Below are 17,120 nucleotides of genomic sequence, written 5' to 3'. Positions count from 1 at the left end.
TTCATGCGGCGGTTCACACCTACGCACGACCGGAGCGTCGAACGATTGTTTCAGACCCGGACCGAATTTCGGCAACTGTCGAGTGCAGGCATCCTACGGCGAGTCGTTAAAGAACTTCTTCCAGTTCGCGCAAGAGGGCAGCTTTGCCCTTCGCACCGACGATCCGCTTGGTTTCCTTGCCCCCTTGGAACAGGACCATAGTAGGCAACGACATGATGCCGTAGTGGGCCGCGGTCTCGGGGTTGTTGTCGGCGTCCACCTTGGCGATGGTGATCTTGTCCGTGTTGGCGGCGGCGATCTCATCCAGCACCGGTGCGACCATCTTGCACGGGCCGCACCAGGCGGCCCAGAAGTCGACGAGAACGGGCTTCTCGCTGAGCAATACCTCGTCGGCGAACGTGGCGTCGGTCACCGTCTTGGTGGCACCGGTCTTGGCGTCGGACATGCCTAGCTCCTTTTAGTTGTTCACTTCCACCGGCTGACCGGCGTGATCGAGGGTGTTGGTGGTGATGTCACCCTGCTCGGCGAGCCAGCGCTCGGCGTCGATGGCCGCGCGGCAGCCGGTACCGGCGGCGGTGATGGCCTGCCGGTAGGTGTGATCGACCAGGTCGCCGGCGGCGAAGACGCCCGGCAGCGAGGTGTAGGTGCTCTGGCCCTGGACCAGCACGTAGCCCTCGCCGTCCAGATCGACCTGGCCGCGCACTAGTTCACTGCGCGGGTCGTGGCCGATGGCGACGAACAGACCGGTGGCGGCCAGCTCGGAGGTCTCGCCGGTGCGGGTGTCGCGCAGGGTCAGACTGGTGACCGCGGTATCCCCGTGCACCGCAACGACTTCCGAGTTCAGGACGAAGCGGATCTTGTCGTTGTTCTTGGCCCGCTCCAGCATGATGCGGGAGGCGCGGAACTCCTCGCGGCGGTGGATGATGGTCACCGAGCTGGCGAACTTGGTGAGGAAGGTCGCCTCCTCCATGGCCGAGTCGCCGCCGCCGATCACCACGATGTCCTGGCCCTTGAAGAAGAAGCCGTCACAGGTGGCGCAGGCGCTGACGCCGCGGCCGAGCAGCTCCTGCTCGCCCGGGACGTTCAGGTAGCGGGCCGCGGAGCCCATGGCGAGGATCACAGCGTAGGCCTCGTGGACCTCGCCGCCGACGGTCACCTTCTTGATGGGACCGGTCAGGTCGAGCGCGTCGACGTCCTCGGTGCGGATGTCGGTGCCGAAGCGCTTGGCCTGCTCCCGCATCTCCTCCATGAGGTCGGGGCCCATGATGCCCTCGCGGAAGCCGGGGAAGTTCTCGACCTCGGTGGTGGTCATGAGCGCGCCGCCGAACTGGGTGCCCTCGAAGAGCAGCGGTTCCAGTTCCGCCCGGGCGGCGTACACCGCGGCGGTGTAGCCGGCCGGACCGGAACCGACGATGATCAGGTCGCGAACAGGCGTGCTCAAGGTGGCCCTCCGAAGCTGTTGTGCAGAATCTCGATCGCTCGAGCGTGAGCGTGTCGGTCAACAACAGCCTAAACGCTGTTGTTCCCGCAGCTTCCCGACCTCGGACCTCAGCCGATATCGGCGCGTCCGAGCACCTGGGGATTGCCTGGGCCGCAGGCTGTTCCGAGGACGGCGGCGGTGATCTGCGGAGGTTTGGGTCCGGCCAGCAACACCAGTACCCCGGGTGTGCCGGAGAACACGACGCTGCGGGAGCCGAGCACCTGGCGGTCCAGCCCGGCCGCCTGCAGGCACGCGGCGAGCGCGTTGCCGGCCGCCAGTGGGCCGGTGATGTCGTGGCGGCCCATGGCGGTGAGGACGGCCGTCGGCGCCAGACCCGGGTCCAGGTTGGCGTCGGCGGCCGGTTGGGCGGCCGGGGCCACGGTGCGGGTGCTGACGGCGTCCACGGCCACCACGGCGCCCGCGACCACCGCCGCGGCGGCCGCGGCGACGGTGAGCCAGCGCAGGCGGCGGGAGGGGGTCTCGGACGGGACGGGCTCGCCGGGATCCGTGTCGTCCTCGAACGCAGCCGGGGGTTCGGGATCCTCGAGCTCCCGGGGATCGAGCCGGCCGGTATCGAAGACGGAGCCGTCGAGCACCGGCATGGGGGCGGTGGAGGGCGGGGCCGGATGGGTGGAGCGGGTGACGGGCGGCGGCGCGACGGGCAGCCGGGTGACGGTGGCAGGCCGGTCGGCGGTGGCCGGACCGGTGGCCGGGTTCTCGTCGCCGGTGGCGAGGTTTTCGATCATGCGTTCCAGACGGGCGGCCACGTCGGCGGGCATGGGGTGGGCGATGTGTTCGTCGTGGCCGAGGTCGTGCAGGCGATCGTCGACGCGGTCGAGTGAGTGCAGATAGCGCATGGCCTCCGGGTCGCGCCGGACCGCGGGCCAGAGCCGCTCGGATTCTTCCGGCGGCAGACTGCCGCCGTGCAGATCGGCGAGCAGTTCGGTGGAGAAGGGCGGCGTGGGTACCGCGGTACCCGCCATTGCTCCTCCGGTGTCCTCCATTGCCCCTCCAGGGCCTCGAGTAGGAAACGCAGACCTGTCTTTGTATCCGACGCAGCGGAACCGTTCAAGGTTCCCCCAATATCGCGGTGTTCGAGTGGAATTCAGGTGTTCATCGCAGGTCCGGTGTTCGCTTCGTGAAAGTGCGCCGCGAGCCGCCGCCGTCCGCGGGCGCACCGGCTCTTGACAGTGCCCTCCGGAATGCCCAGCAGCGCAGCCGCATCCGCGATGGAGTAGCCCTCGAGCTCGATGGCGACCAGGGCGGTGCGCTGGTCGGCGGGCAGGGTGAACAGCGCCTCGTCGACCATCAGGGTGGCCTCCAGGGCCGCGAAATCGTCTCGCGGGCAGCGTGGTTCGTCGGCCGTGTCCTCGGACAGGGGTTCGGTGCGGCGCAGCTTGTTGCGGCGGATGCGGTCCAGGCAGGCATTGACCACGATGCGGTGCAGCCAGCTGCGCACCTCGGCGTCGCCGCGAAAGGCGCCCGCGGCCTTGTGCGCGGACAGCAGGGCGTCCTGGAGCGAGTCGGCGGCGTCCTCGGGGCCGTAGGAGGCGCGTAGCGCGGTCTGCCAGAGATGGTCGCGGTGGCGGCGGAGCAGTTCGGCGAAGGCGTAGGGCGCCCCACCGGCGTGGGCGGTGAGCAGGTCGCGATCGCTGACCTGCGGTGCTTCCACGAGTTCGTGCGCTGACGACAATGCTTCCCCTCAGACCGGTGGCACGGCCTGTTCACGGGCCGGGCGTCACCGAGATGTGTGGCTGTCATCCGGGACCGTAGAAGTCGGCGCCCGGGAGCTCCCCTTGCCGAGAGTACGCAAGATCATATCGAGGATAACGATTCGGTAGCAACGAAAATCGAGAAAAAGCGCAGGTAGCAGCCGCTTGGTCTGAGTTGCGCGATCTGCTTGTAACCATCGCTCAGCGTTGCTCAACTCTCAGGTTCGCGGCCCGTCTCGTTCTGGACTGACGGAGCGGGGGAGCGAAGCGGAGGAGCGGAGGAGCGAAGAACGAGACCTTCGGGGCAGCGAACCAGCCCGGAGCGAATCGGAGGGCAAATTAGACGCTGGCTTCGAACCGGATCTCGGCGATCGAAGACTGGAACTGGCCCCCGTTGTTGGCCAGCTGGGTGATCCACACCAGCACGTAACGGGCCGGTTGATCGGCCCGCACCGGAATCTCGGTGGTGCCGTCGCCGAGCACCGCCGACCCGATCAGCTGGGTCTGATCCAGGGTCGGCGAGGCGGTCGGCGAGGTGCGGATCTCGACCTGCGTTCCGGGCGAAGGCGATTCGATGATCACCTTGGTCAGCTTGCTGGGGCTGCCCAGGGTGGTCAGCACGCCCACGCCCTTCTTCAGGGCCGGGAACTGCTGGAAGTAGGCGTCGGTACGCCAGGTGGTGGCCGGGTTGTTGTCCAGCACCGCCGCGACGCTGCCGACATTGTCCGGGGTGCCCTCCGGGGAGAACACCGTGGCGCCGGTGACCGGCACCGGCACCCCGCCGGTGGCCGGCGCACTGGCCGGAGCCTGGGACGCGCCGGGGCTGGCCGGCGCCGTCGCCGAGGTGGTGAGGCCGATATTGCGCTGTTCGTTGAGCGGCGCGTTGGAGGAGCCGGGCGCGAAGACGCTCAGCAGCCACCAGATGATGACGCCGACCACCAGCGCGGCCAGCACGCCCAGACCGACCAGGATCCACATCATCCGCTGCGAGCGTTCCTTCTCGGCGGCGAGCAGTTCCGGATCGGCGAGGGTCTCGTCGGGTGCGCTGGGCGGCTTCTGACCCAGGCGCAGCACCGGGATGAAGTCGGTCTTCTGGTCCACCACCGACGCCTGCTCCAGCACGTGCTGGACGGTGGCGGCGGTGCGCACGCCCTTATTGGACTCCAGCGACCGCACCGCGACCGCGGAGATCTCGAACGGCACCTCGGGGCGAATGGTTCTGGGCTCCACCGGCGTTCCGTCCGGGCCGAAGTCGGCCAGCGGCAGGCCGCCGACGGTGGCCGCGCTGCCGGAGATGCCGCCGACCCGGATCGGCCAGTGCGCGGTCATGAGCGCGTAGAGCATGGCGCCCAGGCCCCGCACGTCGGACTGGGCGTCCGAGTCGGACAGCGTGCCGGGGAAGGCCAGCACGGCGTCGCCGGCGGCGCTGATGCGCACCCGGTCCGGATGGTCGATGGACAGCGAACCGCCACCGCGGTGCGCCATTTCGGCCGCGGCCGCCAGCGCCCGGACGGCGCGCGCGGCGCCGATCGGCGACGGCACGGTCTCGGCCATCTCCTTGAGTGAGCGGCCGGGGGTCCACTCGGCCACCACGATGCCGCCGGAGGAGCCGCGCACCACGTCCAGCACGCGGGCCAGACCGGGCGAGTTGATCCGGCCCAGGCGCAGCGTGCGGGACAGGATGGCCTGCGGCCCGTCGTGTCCGGAGTTGTCGGTGGCCTGCTGATCGGCGTCGACGAAGGTGAGCGCGACCTCGCGGTCCAGTTTCACATCGAGGGCCTGCCAGAACTTCAGCCCGCGCGCGCCGCCGTGGCCGGCCAGCAGCCGGTACCGGCCGCCCGCCACCGACGCGCCGGGCGTCAGCTTGGGGCCGCGCTGGATGCGCTTGCTCGGCGATTCCACCCGCATGGGCGGCATCTGCGGGGAGATGGCCTCGTACACACCGGTTTCGGGACCGGCGTGGTCCTCCGCCTCCGGTAGGTGCTCGGGTTCCTCGTGGTCGCCGGGACCGCCGGAGCGGGCCGTGGATTCGGCTCGGCCACCGGGCTTTCCGCCGGCTGCGCCGGAGGGAGGGGTGTCCGTGGAGAGCCCGCCGCCCGCGGCCGTTGCGGATTCGGCGGGCGGGACACCGCCCGCCGCATCGTCGCTCACCCTCGTTCCTCCTTCGCCCTGGTATGTCGAAGACCGATGTATCGGAGCCGGAACCGCTGCGCCGGCATCCGAAGTCGTGCGGAAGCCGCCGTCCGGTGTCCGTGCACTGTCCGGCGTGCCGCGGGAGCTGTCCGCGGACATGCCGGTCTGGGCAGTTGCGCTTGCCTGCCGAACAGGGTACGGGAACTCGGTCTTTTCGGTGAGTTCAACCGCATCGGGCCGGATGACGGGCAGCACCATGGTCTGCGCGTCGAGGTACGGATCGAAGCGGTAGTAGTACGGTGCCGCCCGCAGGTCCGGCTTGGGCAGCAGCGTGGTCTCGTGGATGTCCTCGAGCGGGGTGCCGTCGAGGTCGAGATCCGGTGCGGGCGGGGTGATGCCGAGCCGGCGCGAGACCGCGACGGTGATGGCCACGATCTCGGGAATGCCGAGCAGGCGCATCAGGCCGAAGGCCACGCCGAACATGACGATGGCGGTGAGACCGACCCGCACCAGCGAGCCGATGCCGCCGAAGGACTCCGAAAGCCGATGCAGTCCCAGCACTTTGTCCACGATGAGCAGAACCGCGCCACCGGCCAGCGATGCCAGCACCACCCGCGTGATGGTGTGGCCGACGTTGGCCATGCGCAGATCGCCCAGGCTGCGGTGCAGGAGCCAGCCGCCGATGATGGCGCCGGTGACGAAGCCGAGCCCGCGGGCTACACCGAGGGCGATGACCACATGGTCGGCGGAGAACAGGGCAGGTGCCAATGCGGACAGCGTGATCTGCACGCTGGTGATGCCGAGAATGATCCAGGTAGGTGTCCACGCCTGTTCGCGAGCGTAGAAGACCCGCAGGTGAATCAGCACCAGCGCATAGGGAATCAGGTTGAACGCCGACCAGGACACCGCCTCGCCGAGTCGCGCGGCGTCAGCGCCGAAGCGGCCGTAGCCGTAGATCGCCTCGCCGATCTGGGGTCCGGCGAAGGTGAGGAAGGTGACGATGGGGATCAGCGCGATCATGGTCAGCCGGGTGGCCGCGCCCAGGTCGTCCACCACCGCCGGGGTGTCGTCGGCGGCGGCGTTGCGGCTCAGCCTCGGCATGATCGCGGTCAGCAGGGTGACGCCGAGCACGCCCCACGGCAGTTGCAGTAGCAGCCAGGCGTTCTGGTAGATGGTCGGACCCGCGACGTCGGCGTGCGAGGAGACGCGCAGTGTGAAGCTGAAACCGGCCTGGCTGATCAGGACGTAGAGCACGATGGCCGCGGCCATGCCGCCGAACTGCTTGAGACGCGCATCCAATCCCCATAGGGGGCGTAGGTCGATGCCTTCCCGCCGGATCGCCGGCACCAACGTCGCTACCTGGACCGCCACGCCGAGGGTGGTGCCGATACCGAGCAACAGCAGCTTCGGTTCGCCCATCCGAATCGGATCCAGTGTGATCTCGCCCGGCGCCAGCGCGAACAGACCGAGCACCAGCAGGGCGACGCAGTTGTTGAGGACGGGTGCCCAGGCGCCGGGCTTGAACACCTGGTGGGTGTTCAGAATCGCCATGAGCAGCGCCGACATTCCGTACAGCAGGACCGCGGGAATCAGCATGTAGGTCAACGCGGTGGTGAGTCCCGAATTGACCTTGCTGTCGGCGGAGAGGAAGACGTGTTTTGTAAGTACCGGGGTGAGAACCAACGCGATGACGGTGCCTGTGCCCAATACGGTAAGCGCCGTGGTGAACAGGCGGCGCACGAAGGCCGCGCCGCCGTCGGCGTCTTCACGCTCGGCACGGACCAGTGTTGGCACGACGATGGCGGTCAGCACCGCGCCGAGTAGCAGCTCCGAGATCATGTTCGGGATCGAGCTGGCGATGGTGAAGGCACTGGCGATGGCCGGTCCGAGCACAGTCAGCAACAGAGCCTGTTTGGCGAAACCGGTGATGCGGCTGATCAGGGTTGCGAGGGCGAGGGACCCGGTATCCCGGACCAGCTTGGCGTTGGAGTTGTCGGCCTTCTCCGCCACCTGCGCGGCGGGGACGGTGGCGGTGCGCGGCATCGCCGCGCGTTGCGGACCGGTCGCAGGAGCCTGGCGCTGTGGGCCGGTCGACGGAGCCGGGCGCGGGTTCGACATCGGCGGTGTCTGATAGCGCTGTGGGCCGGGGCCGGGCGGACGGTTGCCCTCGCCACCGGGGTGTCCCCAGTGGTAGCGCTCTTCGGCCGGGACGCGCCCGTCCGCCATGGGATCGGGTCGTCCCGGCTGGGGGCGGGGGCGGTGCATGATGGGCCCGGATTCGCCGGGCAGCGGCGCCTGCCGCTGCGGACCGGACGGTTTGGCCGGATACTGCTGTCCCGGGTATCCCTGCGGATTACCGGGAACCGCTCGCTGCTGTCCGGAGGCCGGGCCCTGCGGGCCGCGCGGGCCGGGGCGGGGCGCGCCGCGTTCCCACGGCGCCGATGGCGTGCGCCGCGGCGGCGGCCCGTCGGGTCCCTCTGTTCGGCCGGATGAGCGCGGCCCGCCGTACTCGCTCACCGTGCCTCCTGTCGTTTCTTGTCCCGCTTACCCGCGCGCTCCGCACTGTCGTCTCCACCTCGGGGTTCGGGGTCGAACCCTTCGTCGGCCGGGTCGGCCTGTCCGCGGAAGCGGTGCCAGAGCCGGCGGCCGACCAGCAGGAGCAGCAGCGCACAGGCGCACGCAGTAATTATTGCCAACACCTGACCGTAAGCGTTGGACCGCACGGATACCGATACCGCATTGCCGAGTGGCACCCCGTCGGATGTGGTGAGCGCGATGGGAATGACCAGGTTTCGGCTGTCGGATACCTCGGTGGGGATCTGGAAGGATCGATTCCCCTTGGCGGGCAGCTGCTGTTCGCCGATATCAGTGATGTTCGTCTCGGCCGGCGCGTCGATCTTGAAGCGCACCCGGATGGCCACCGGCAGGTCGTTGCGGGCCACCAGCAGCAGCGGACTCTGCTCGGAGGCGAGGGTGTAGACGCCGCCGGGCGGCAGCACCGTCACCGAACCGTACAGGTTGTCCATGGTTTTGGTGGTCTGGTCGAGCCGCCGCTGGGCGTTGGTGTCCGCGGCGGCGGCCCCGGCCCGCCGGTCGGACAGCGAGAGCACCCGGATCAGGTCGTCGCGCAGCGGGGTGAGGAAGGCGCGCGGGCTGAGTTCCTGCTGCGGCACGTCCACCAGGGCGCTCATCAGCTCGGTGATGCGCTGGGCCTGCTGGTGCACCGGTTCGGCGAAGTGGGCGGGTACCGCGTCGTCGGCGGCCTCGCTCGGGTAGTCGAGCTCGTAGCCCTGCGGATCGGCCTGCTGCGCAACCAGATCGGTGAACGGCCGCGGCGTGGCCAAGCCGTTCTTCACCAGCAGGTCCAGTTGTCCCAGCACGGTGGAGGCTTCGTCCCGGTTGGCGCCCCACTGCTGCGGCGGCATCAGCAGCGCCGAGCGCGGGCGGCCGGGTTCCGGGTTGAGCGCGGTCCAGGCCATGGCTCCGAGCGCGTCCTGCAGTCGGGCGGCGCGGGAGTCGTTGGTGACCTCGTAGCGGACCTTGTCGGGCGTGAAAGGGGGTGTGGGCGGATTGGATCCGATGGCGGCCAGGGCGGTCGCGGCCCAGATGTCGAAGGTGGCGGCGTGCAGGCTGGCGGGCCCGGGCGGCGGGGTCACGCCAGCGGCGGGCGGCAGGGTGATGTCGGCGAGGTTCACCACGTCGGGGGTTCCGGGTTCGGGGGCGGCGCCCCCCGGTGGGGTCTTGGCGGCGGTGAAGTTGGCGCGGTTGTCGCCGGTGGTCACGGCGTTGTCGGCGAGCACGGTGGTGGTGAAGCCGTGGTGCGCGAACAGGGTGGCGCCGTCGGTGTCGACGGTGCCGGCGTCCGGAACGGCCACGCCGCGTACCGATTTCACCGCGAGCAGGGAGTCGATCAGGTCGGCGGGCGCGTTGAGCGCGCGGTCGGCCAGCGTGACGTCGCCGGCGGCGGCCAGCGCGCTCGGGTCGACCTGCGCGAACGGCAGTGCCACCACGCACATTCCGGGTGCGAGGGCGCGTAGCCGTTCCAGCCACGCCTTGGCGGCGTGGCTGCCGGTGCCGGAGCGGGTCGGCCCGTCCGGATCCGAGGGGCTGGCCAGCACCCGGTAGTCCCTGGTCATGTCGGACACGGTGATGAGCAGGTCCGGGTCGACGGCCAGGCAGAGCGCGTTGACGAGGTTGCGGTCGCGCCCGCTGTCGGGTTTGACCACGCTCTCCAGGGCCGACAGCAACTGGTCGAGTCGTCCGCCCTGCGCGAGTGAGGCGGCCAGGTCGTCGTCGGTGAGCAGTGCCTGCCCGTCGGGGGTGCCGGGCTGTCCGGCGACCAGGCGGGGCCGGTCGGCCAGCGGCCACAGCATGGTGGTGGCTACCGGCGGGGCATCGACGGCGGGCGGAGCGGCCGGTGCGAGCGCGCGTCTGGGGTCGGTGCCGGGGACGCCGAGGACGGGCAGCAGGAAGCGGGCGTCGTCGAGGCGGGCCTGCCCGCCGTACGCGGGCTGGCCGTTCACATTGAGCAGCAGCGGATAGACGCCGGGCGCGGCGATGTCGAGTGACGAGATGTCGCTGGGCAGATCGGTTCCCGCGCGCAGGGCGACGGTGAGGCTGAACTGTTTGCGCTGACCCGGGGTCAATTGGTCCGAGACGTCTTGGAATTCGCCGTTGATGTCGTAGTTGACCTGGTCCAGGCGCAGGGTGGAGCGCAGGCCGCTGGGGCTGGTGACGGCCGCGCCGCGCTGGATGCGGATGCTGACGTCGTCCACCGGCCGGTCACCGATATTGGTGACGGTGCCCGACACCACGAAGTAGGGGTCGCTGGCGGCGGTGATGGCGGTGGGCGTCACCGAATCCAGGGAGAGCTTCAGGAATTTCGGTCCGCTCGGCTGTCCGCTGCCGCTGCCGGTGGGTTCGGCGGCGGCAATGGGTGTGCCGATTCCGGGTCCGATTCCCAGTGTCGTGAGCACCGCCAGCATTACCGCGACGAGTGAAAGCAGCGTGCGCTGCGATCCCGCACGCGTCATTGTCTGCCGTTCTCCATCCGGTCGATCAGCCGGTTGGCGACCTCGGCCAGCCTGCGTTCGTCAGCGTAGGCGAGCCGGGAGTCTAGTTCGCTCAAGGGAACCCAGGCCACCTTGGTGACCTCGACGTCGGCATCGGAGAGCTCACCGCCGAGTGAGCGCATCAGATAGTGGTGCACGGTCTTGTGTACCCGCCGGCCCTCGGTGACGAACCAGTAATCGATGCTGCCGAGTTCGGCGACCACGGTGCCGTGGATGCCGGTCTCCTCCTGCACCTCGCGAATGGCCGTCTGCTCGGCGGTCTCGCCCTCTTCGATGTGGCCCTTGGGTAGCGACCAGAGCAGTCGTCCGCGCCGGTCGGTGCGTCCGATGAGGGCGGCGCAGCGTTTATCGCTGGGGCCGTCGAGGCCGTCCACCACCAGTCCGCCCGCGGAGGTTTCGCGGACCGTGCGCATACGAGGCTTGGCCGCACCGGTGGATTTCGCCGCAGTACCGGCCGAACCACGCCGCCGGGGCTGGCGGCGTCGACTGTTCGCGCGATCGGCCGGGGACACTGCGTCAGTCTATAGGGGACGGCGGCTCCGCCCGCCCCAGCGGAGTAGCTCCTATATATACAGAGCTCTCATAGCAGGTAGACACCGGTCGTGGCGCGGCACGCCGGGTGACCGGCGGGAGCGGGCAGGACACTTTTCGGGGATCGGGACCCCGACCGACTAAGCTGCGTTTTCGTGGTTTCGCCGAAGTCCGAGGAAGCAGCCGTGGAGGATCGTCGTACTCGCCTGCTGGCGGCGGCCGCGATAACGCTGGGACGGCTCTCGGATGTGATGACTCCGCTGGGTGAACTGTTCGCCGCGCACGGTCATCAGCTGTATCTGGTCGGCGGTAGCGTGCGCGACGCGGTGCTCGGCCGGTTGGGCACCGATCTGGACTTCACCACCGACGCCCGCCCCGAGGTGGTGCAGGAGCTGATGCGCGGCTGGGCCGATCACCTGTGGGACACCGGCGGTCTGGCCTTCGGCACGGTGAGCGCGTCCAAGTCCGGGCAGCAGCTGGAGATCACCACCTTCCGCAGCGACGCCTACGACCGGGTCTCGCGCAATCCGGCGGTCACCTTCGGCGATACCCTCGAGGGTGATCTGGTGCGCCGCGATTTCACGGTGAACGCGATGGCGGTGCGCATCGGCGCGCTGGGCGAGCTGGAGTTCGTGGATCCGCTGAACGGCGTCGAGGCGCTGCTGGCCGGGGTGCTGGATACGCCTGCGCTGCCGCATGATTCGTTCCAGGACGACCCGCTGCGCATGCTGCGCGCCGCGCGTTTCGTCGCGCAGCTGGGTTTCCGGCTGGCGCCGCGGGTGCGGGCGGCGATCGTCGAGATGGCTCCGGAGATCGATCGCATCACGGCCGAGCGGGTGCGGGCGGAGCTGGACAAGCTGATCGGCGGCGAATACCCGACCGAGGGCATCGATGTCATGGTCGAGACCGGGCTGGCCGAGCGGGTGCTGCCGGAGGTCCCGGCCATGCAGCTGGAGATCGACGAGCACCATCAGCACAAGGACGTCTACCAGCATTCGCTGACCGTGCTGCGTCAGGCCATCGACCAGGAGCAGGGCGATCCGGATCTGGTGCTGCGCTGGGCCGCCCTGCTGCACGACATCGGCAAGCCGCCGACCAAGCGCAATGAGCCCGGCGGCGGGGTCAGCTTCCACCATCACGAGGTGGTGGGCGCGAAGCTGGTGCGAAAGCGCATGCGCGCCTTGAAGTATCCGAAGCAGTTCACCGAGGACGTGGCGCGGCTGGTGTACCTGCACCTGCGTTTCCACGGCTACGGCAAGGGCCAGTGGACCGATTCGGCGGTGCGCCGCTACGTGACCGACGGCGGTGAGCTGCTCCCCCGTCTGCACAAGCTGGTCCGCGCCGACTGCACCACCCGCAACAAGCGCCGCGCCGCCGCCCTGCGTTCGACCTACGACGATCTGGAGACCCGGATCGAACGCCTGCGGGAGCAGGAGGATCTGGAGCGGGTGCGCCCGGATCTGGACGGCAATTCGATCATGGAGTTGCTGGACCTGAAGCCGGGCCCGGATGTCGGCAAGGCGTGGCGTTTCTTGAAGGAACTGCGCCTGGACCGTGGTCCGATGACGCGTGAGGAGGCCGAGGCGGCCCTGCTCGAATGGTGGCCGACCCAGCAGGTCCGATAGCCCGGGAGTCGGGGTTCCCTAGAAGATGATCAGCGTCGTCCCCGCGACGATGGCCGAGCGGATCTGCGCGAGATCGAACGAGCCGCTGATCGCGGGCAGGTCGGCGCTGAAGAACACGTGCTCCCCGACGTGTTCGGCCCGGCTGATGCGCGCCTCGCTGGGCAGCCCCGACAGCGGAATCGGGTTCAGCGTCGTGAATCGCCTGGGCGCGCGCACCTTTCGCCAGTGGGCCCGGTGCACGGTGATGGACAGGACGTTGTCGGTGATCTCGGCCGCGGCCAGCGCCCGGATACTGCGGCGGCGGTGGCGGGCCAGGATGAGCCCGTCATCGGCGGGCTGCAGTTCCCAGTCGGGCTGCCAGGTGTTGATCCACTCCAGCAGTGCCGCAAGGGTTATCACGCCGGTGAGGTCGAGCTGTGAGGTCCGCAGCTTGGTGGGGACGCCGGGTATCAGCCGCACGCCGTGGGCGATGACGGTTAGTTCCTCGATGGGGTGGGTGTTCCAGATCAGCCCGGTGAGCACGGTTTTGGTCTGGAAGTGCGCCCCGCGCCGGCGCACCTTGAGCGTGTGGAGGGTGGCTCGCAGGTCGTGTCCGAGCAGGGTGGCGCTGACCTCCTGCCCGCCGAACTGGCTGAGGATGCCCTCCGACAGCAGCGTCATGAGGACGTCGGGCATGAGCGCGGTGACTGTCCCGGCTCCGAAGTCGGCGGCTGGTTCGAGCCAGGCGGTGGTGAAACTGGTCCACTGGTCCAGCCAGCTCTGATCGAACAAGCGTCTTCCGAGGTCCATACCCAGGTCTACCGCGCGCAGGGGTGACCAGGCCTTCGGATCGAAATACGTGGCCATGATTGCTTCGAGCGTACTGGCCGCCGGTGCGGGCGCCAGCGGCGCGACAGTGAACTGGAACACCTTGCCGGCCGTTGTTGTCCGCATCTACGGTTCGATTCGATTGGTACTTCCGTATTTGCGGATCTATTCTGCTTGTCATGCCCGAAATTCGGATTCGTGACGCCGCCCAGCTGCTGGGCGTCAGCGACGACACCGTGCGCCGCTGGATCGACGGTGGCGTGCTGTCCGCGCGCAAGGACGAATCCGGTCGCCTGGTGGTGGATGGCAGTGAGCTCGCGGAATTGGCCGTCGAGCAGGCTCGCACTCCACAGACCCGGATGGCTAGTGCCAGTTCGGCACGCAATCGTTTTCCCGGATTGGTGACCAGGGTGGTGGCCGATACCGTGATGGCACAGGTGGAGATGCAATGCGGACCGTTCACAGTCGTGTCGTTGATGAGCAGCGAGTCGGTGCGCGAGCTGGGGCTGCAACCCGGCAGCGTGGCGTGGGCGAGCGTGAAGGCCACCACGGTGGTGGTGGAGACCGCCACGGAAACCGGTGGCGCGGCCTAGGTTCCAGGTCCGGAGCCGCGCTGGCCGCGACCGCGGTGCTGGGCGCGGGTCTGCTGTCGGGCTGCGATTCCTCCTCGGACAGCAGTGACACCACGACGATCACGGTCTTCGCGGCCGCCTCGCTCGAGCAGGTGTTCACCCAGCTGGGCACCCAGTACGAGAGCGCGCACCACGGCACGAAGGTGACCTTCTCCTTCGCCGGTTCCTCGGATCTGGTGGCGCAGTTGAATCAGGGCGCGCCCGCCGACGTCTTCGCCTCCGCCGATCAGGCGAACATGGACAAGGCGGTGAAGGGCGGCCGGATCACCGACAAGCCCCAGACCTTCGCCACCAATGTCCTCACCATCGTGACGCCGCCGGGCAATCCGGCGCACATCGGTTCGCTGGCGGATCTGTCCAAGTCTGGGCTGCGCCTGGTGGTGTGCGCGCCGCAGGTGCCGTGCGGTTCGGCCACCAAGAAGGTGACCTCCGGTGCGGGCGTGTCGATTTCGCCGGTCAGCGAGGAGTCCTCGGTGACCGACGTGCTGGCCAAGGTGACCTCGGGGCAGGCCGATGCGGGCCTGGTCTACGTCACCGACGCGGCCGGCGCGGGTAACAAGGTGACGACGGTGAACTTCCCGGAGTCCGCGACCGCCGTGAACACCTATCCGATTGCCACCGTGGCGGATTCGAAGAACGCCGCGGCCGCCAAGGACTTCGTCACGCTGGTCACCGGGCCCGATGGGCAGCAGGCGCTGCAGCAGGCCGGTTTCGGACGGCCGTGATCAAACCCCCGGTCTGGCTGCTGCTGCCGGCGGCCATCGGCTTCGTGCTGGTGGCCGGTCCGCTGGTGGCGCTGACCGGGGCGGTGGACTGGTCGCATTTCCTGGATCTGATCACCTCGGAGTCCTCGCGGGTGGCGCTGCTGCTGAGCCTGCGCACCTCCGTGGCGGCCGCGCTGCTGTGCGTGCTGCTGGGTGTGCCGATGGCCGCGGTGCTGGCCCGCTCGCGCTGGCGGGCGCTGCCGGTGCTGCGCGCACTGGTGTTGCTGCCCTTGGTATTACCGCCGGTGGTGGGTGGTCTGGCGCTGCTGTATCTGTTCGGGCGGAACGGGCTGGTGGGCCACCAGCTGGAGTCGCTCGGCATCCGCATCGCCTTCAGCACGACCGCGGTGGTGCTGGCGCAGACCTTCGTGGCGCTGCCGTTCCTGGTGATCACGCTGGAGGGTGCGATGCGCACCGCGGGCGATCGCTACGAACGGATCGCCGCCACCCTGGGTGCGCGGCCGTCGCTGGTGTGGTGGCGGGTGACCTTGCCGCTGCTGCGCCCCGCGCTGGTGTCGGGCACGATCCTGGCCTTCGCCCGCGCCCTGGGCGAGTTCGGCGCGACGCTCACCTTCGCGGGCAGCCTGCAGGGGAAGACTCGCACGCTGCCGCTGGAGATCTATCTCCAGCGCGAGTCCGATCCGGACGCCGCCGTGGCGCTTTCGCTGCTGCTGGTGCTGGTCGCGGCAGTGATCGTGCTGGTGGCCTACCGGCGGCCGGAGGCGCGCTAGCGTGGCTGCCATGTCGCCGATATTCGTCTCCCGTGCCGAGCGCATCGTCGAAGCGCTGCTGACCGCCGGCCCGCAGCTGGCCGCCTCGGTGGGCGACCACCGCGCCGATCATCGGCTCTCCGACTGGTCGGCGGAGGCGGTGCGGGGGCACGCCGAGCTGCTGCGCGAGGCCTCGCACACCCTGGCCGAGGTCGATCCGGACGACCTGGCCCCGGCGGACGGCGTCGATCTCGCGCTCCTGCAGCAGCGGGTCGACGGCCTGCTGTTCGAGCTCACCGAGATCCGCGAGCACGAGTGGAATCCGCTGGTGCACAATCCCGGACCGCTGCTCCACCACCTGCTGGCGCGCCCGTTCGCGCCCGCCGAGGTGCGGCTGGCGGCGCTGCGCGACCGGCTGACGGCGGTGCCCGATGCGCTGGCCACCGCCCGCGCGCTGCTCGGCGAGATGCCGCGCGTGCACGTCGAGACCGCCATCGGGCAGTTCGGCGGCGTGACCGCGCTGGTGCGCGACCAGGTGCCCGCGCTGGCCGCCGAGGTGCCCGGCTTCGAGATCGAACCCGCTGCCACCGCGGCGATGTCGGCGCTGACCGACTTCACCGCGTGGCTCACCGGCCGGGTCGAGAGCGCGGACCGCGATCCGCGTCTGGGCCGCAGGCTGTGGGAGGCCAAGCTCTGGCACACCCTGGACACCGAGCTGGGCGCGCGGGAGATCCTGGACCGCGCGCACCGGCACCTGGATCAGTTGACCGGCGAGATTCGTTCCGCGGCAGGCGAACTGCTCGGTGTCGCGAGTCCGGATGCGGAGACGGTCCGCCGGGCGCTGGCGCAATTGTCGGCGGACCGCCCGGCCGATGACACGGTGGTCGTGGAGGCGGCCGCGGCGCTGGCGGAGGCCACCGCCTTCGTCCGCGACCACGACCTGGCCACCCTGGTCGAGGATCCGCTGGTCATCCAGAAGATGCCGGAGTTCGCGCGCGGGGTGGCGGTGGCGTACTGCGATCCGGTCGGCCCGCTCGAAACCGCCGAGCTGCCGACCTTTTTCGCCATCGCACCGACCCCGGCGGACTGGTCGCCCGAGCGGGTGACCTCGTTCTATCGCGAATACAACAACCACATGATGCGCAATCTGACCGTGCACGAGGCCATGCCCGGCCACTACCTGCAACTCGCCCGGTCGCGCCGCTTCCGCGGCTCCACCCCCGTCCGCGCGCTGTGCTGGAGCGGCACCTTCATCGAGGGCTGGGCGGTCTACACCGAGAAGCTCATGGCCGATACCGGTTTCGGCGGCCTGCCGGTGCGGTTGCAGCAGCTGAAGTCCCACCTGCGCATGACCATCAACGCCATCCTCGACCAGTCGGTGCACTGCGACGGCATGACCGAAGCCGAGGCCCTGCGGCTGATGCGGGACCGCGGCCTCCAGGAGGAGGGCGAGGCCGCCGGCAAGTGGCGCCGTACCCTGCTCAGCTCCACCCAGCTCTCGACCTATTTCGTCGGTTATACCGAGGTCGCCGCCGTGGCCGCGGCTCGCCCGGCCGCCACTCCCCTGCGTGACTGGCACGACGCCATGCTGTCCCACGGCTCCCCCGCCCCGCGCCATCTGCGCACCCTGCTCGGGATCGACGGGAGCTGATTC

General features: G+C 69.5%; 13 protein-coding genes. 5 read left to right on the top strand and 8 right to left on the bottom strand.

The genetic code is table 11. The features are described from left to right. Window positions 1-106 precede the first annotated feature (106 nt). The 7 genes from trxA to ACFXHE_RS18670 all read right to left on the bottom strand — a co-directional run bounded on the left by trxA (window position 107) and on the right by ACFXHE_RS18670 (window position 10,909). A complete protein-coding gene (gene trxA / locus ACFXHE_RS18700; RefSeq protein ID WP_354849029.1) occupies window positions 107-445 on the bottom strand; it encodes a thioredoxin in 339 nt (112 codons plus the stop codon). 12 nt (window positions 446-457) lie between these two features. Then, window positions 458-1,441, bottom strand: coding sequence for a thioredoxin-disulfide reductase (gene trxB, locus ACFXHE_RS18695; RefSeq protein WP_379384556.1), 984 nt, complete (start codon window positions 1,439-1,441; stop codon window positions 458-460). 107 nt (window positions 1,442-1,548) lie between these two features. Beyond that, window positions 1,549-2,463 carry a hypothetical protein gene (locus ACFXHE_RS18690; protein WP_379384554.1) on the bottom strand — a complete coding sequence of 305 codons (915 nt, stop codon included), beginning with the start codon at window positions 2,461-2,463 and terminating at the stop codon, window positions 1,549-1,551. Between the two features lie 122 nt (window positions 2,464-2,585). After that, window positions 2,586-3,173 carry an RNA polymerase sigma factor SigM gene (gene sigM, locus ACFXHE_RS18685; protein ID WP_379384552.1) on the bottom strand — a complete coding sequence of 196 codons (588 nt, stop codon included), beginning with the start codon at window positions 3,171-3,173 and terminating at the stop codon, window positions 2,586-2,588. Between the two features lie 358 nt (window positions 3,174-3,531). Then, window positions 3,532-7,368, bottom strand: coding sequence for a lipid II flippase MurJ (locus ACFXHE_RS18680; RefSeq protein ID WP_379384768.1), 3,837 nt, complete (start codon window positions 7,366-7,368; stop codon window positions 3,532-3,534). 470 nt (window positions 7,369-7,838) lie between these two features. Next, window positions 7,839-10,358, bottom strand: coding sequence for a DUF6049 family protein (locus tag ACFXHE_RS18675; RefSeq protein WP_379384551.1), 2,520 nt, complete (start codon window positions 10,356-10,358; stop codon window positions 7,839-7,841). Next, window positions 10,355-10,909, bottom strand: a complete 555-nt coding sequence (locus ACFXHE_RS18670; protein ID WP_354849043.1) for an NUDIX hydrolase — start codon at window positions 10,907-10,909, stop codon at window positions 10,355-10,357. Before ACFXHE_RS18670 ends, ACFXHE_RS18675 begins: the two co-directional genes overlap by 4 nt. 174 nt (window positions 10,910-11,083) lie before the next feature. Between ACFXHE_RS18670 and ACFXHE_RS18665 the strand changes: the two genes are divergently transcribed. Beyond that, on the top strand, window positions 11,084-12,553 hold the full coding sequence (locus tag ACFXHE_RS18665) for a CCA tRNA nucleotidyltransferase (RefSeq protein WP_379384548.1): 1,470 nt from the start codon (window positions 11,084-11,086) through the stop codon (window positions 12,551-12,553). Window positions 12,554-12,571: 18 nt separating this feature from the next. On the opposite strand, the gene ACFXHE_RS18660 is transcribed toward ACFXHE_RS18665, so the two are convergent. Beyond that, window positions 12,572-13,486, bottom strand: a complete 915-nt coding sequence (locus ACFXHE_RS18660; protein ID WP_379384546.1) for a hypothetical protein — start codon at window positions 13,484-13,486, stop codon at window positions 12,572-12,574. Between the two features lie 53 nt (window positions 13,487-13,539). On the opposite strand from ACFXHE_RS18660, the gene ACFXHE_RS18655 reads away from it, so the two are divergent. The 4 genes from ACFXHE_RS18655 to ACFXHE_RS18640 are packed head-to-tail and all read left to right on the top strand — an operon-like array spanning window position 13,540 to window position 17,117. Further along, window positions 13,540-13,953: a TOBE domain-containing protein gene (locus tag ACFXHE_RS18655; RefSeq protein ID WP_354849050.1), complete on the top strand. Its 414-nt coding sequence runs from the start codon at window positions 13,540-13,542 to the stop codon at window positions 13,951-13,953. 20 nt (window positions 13,954-13,973) lie between these two features. Beyond that, a complete protein-coding gene (gene modA / locus ACFXHE_RS18650) occupies window positions 13,974-14,717 on the top strand; it encodes a molybdate ABC transporter substrate-binding protein (protein WP_379384766.1) in 744 nt (247 codons plus the stop codon). Beyond that, the gene (locus ACFXHE_RS18645) at window positions 14,714-15,487 is read left to right on the top strand and encodes an ABC transporter permease (protein ID WP_379384544.1); all 774 of its coding nucleotides are present in this window, start codon (window positions 14,714-14,716) and stop codon (window positions 15,485-15,487) included. The genes modA and ACFXHE_RS18645 overlap by 4 nt, the downstream gene beginning before the upstream one ends. 10 nt (window positions 15,488-15,497) lie before the next feature. Next, window positions 15,498-17,117 (top strand): DUF885 domain-containing protein, encoded by a 1,620-nt coding sequence (locus tag ACFXHE_RS18640; protein WP_379384542.1) that lies wholly within the window; start codon window positions 15,498-15,500, stop codon window positions 17,115-17,117. The last annotated feature ends 3 nt before the right edge of the window (window positions 17,118-17,120 follow it).

This window comes from Nocardia sp. NPDC059229, assembly GCF_042754165.1.
Lineage (GTDB): Bacteria > Actinomycetota > Actinomycetes > Mycobacteriales > Mycobacteriaceae > Nocardia.
Note: the sequence above shows the minus strand (reverse complement) of the source record. Positions and strands in the feature narration are given on the sequence as shown.